Origin of the sequence: Psychrobacter sp. TB55-MNA-CIBAN-0194 (genome assembly GCF_040309505.1) — a bacterium.
In the GTDB taxonomy this organism is placed as follows: domain Bacteria; phylum Pseudomonadota; class Gammaproteobacteria; order Pseudomonadales; family Moraxellaceae; genus Psychrobacter; species Psychrobacter fozii.
In genome coordinates this window covers 1-237 of record NZ_JBEOOW010000759.1, presented here as the reverse complement: position 1 = coordinate 237, position 237 = coordinate 1, and the positions used below count along the sequence as shown (strand labels likewise).

The following is a 237-nucleotide window of genomic DNA, read 5'->3' as shown; positions in this document are numbered from 1 at the left end:
AGCCAATTTCGTTGGGCAGGCAGCCTTAGCCTGTATCTTGCTAGATGGTGGTTTACGCACTTCCTTTAAATCGTTCCGAGTGGGTCTAAAGCCTGCGATTACGCTGGCCACGTGGGGCGTGTTGGTCACGGTCATGGTGCTAGGTGTATTTGTCACTTGGCTGCTCGATGTCGATTGGCGCTTTGGTTTGCTGATGGCAGCGATTGTCGGCTCAACCGATGCGGCAGCAGTATTTTC

1 protein-coding gene is annotated in these 237 nt (G+C 53.2%); it reads left to right on the top strand.

Annotated elements, in window-relative coordinates; all coding sequences use genetic code 11:
- A partial coding sequence (locus AAEY75_RS16995) for a cation:proton antiporter domain-containing protein (RefSeq protein WP_352260352.1) occupies positions 1-237 on the top strand: 237 nt, incomplete at both ends.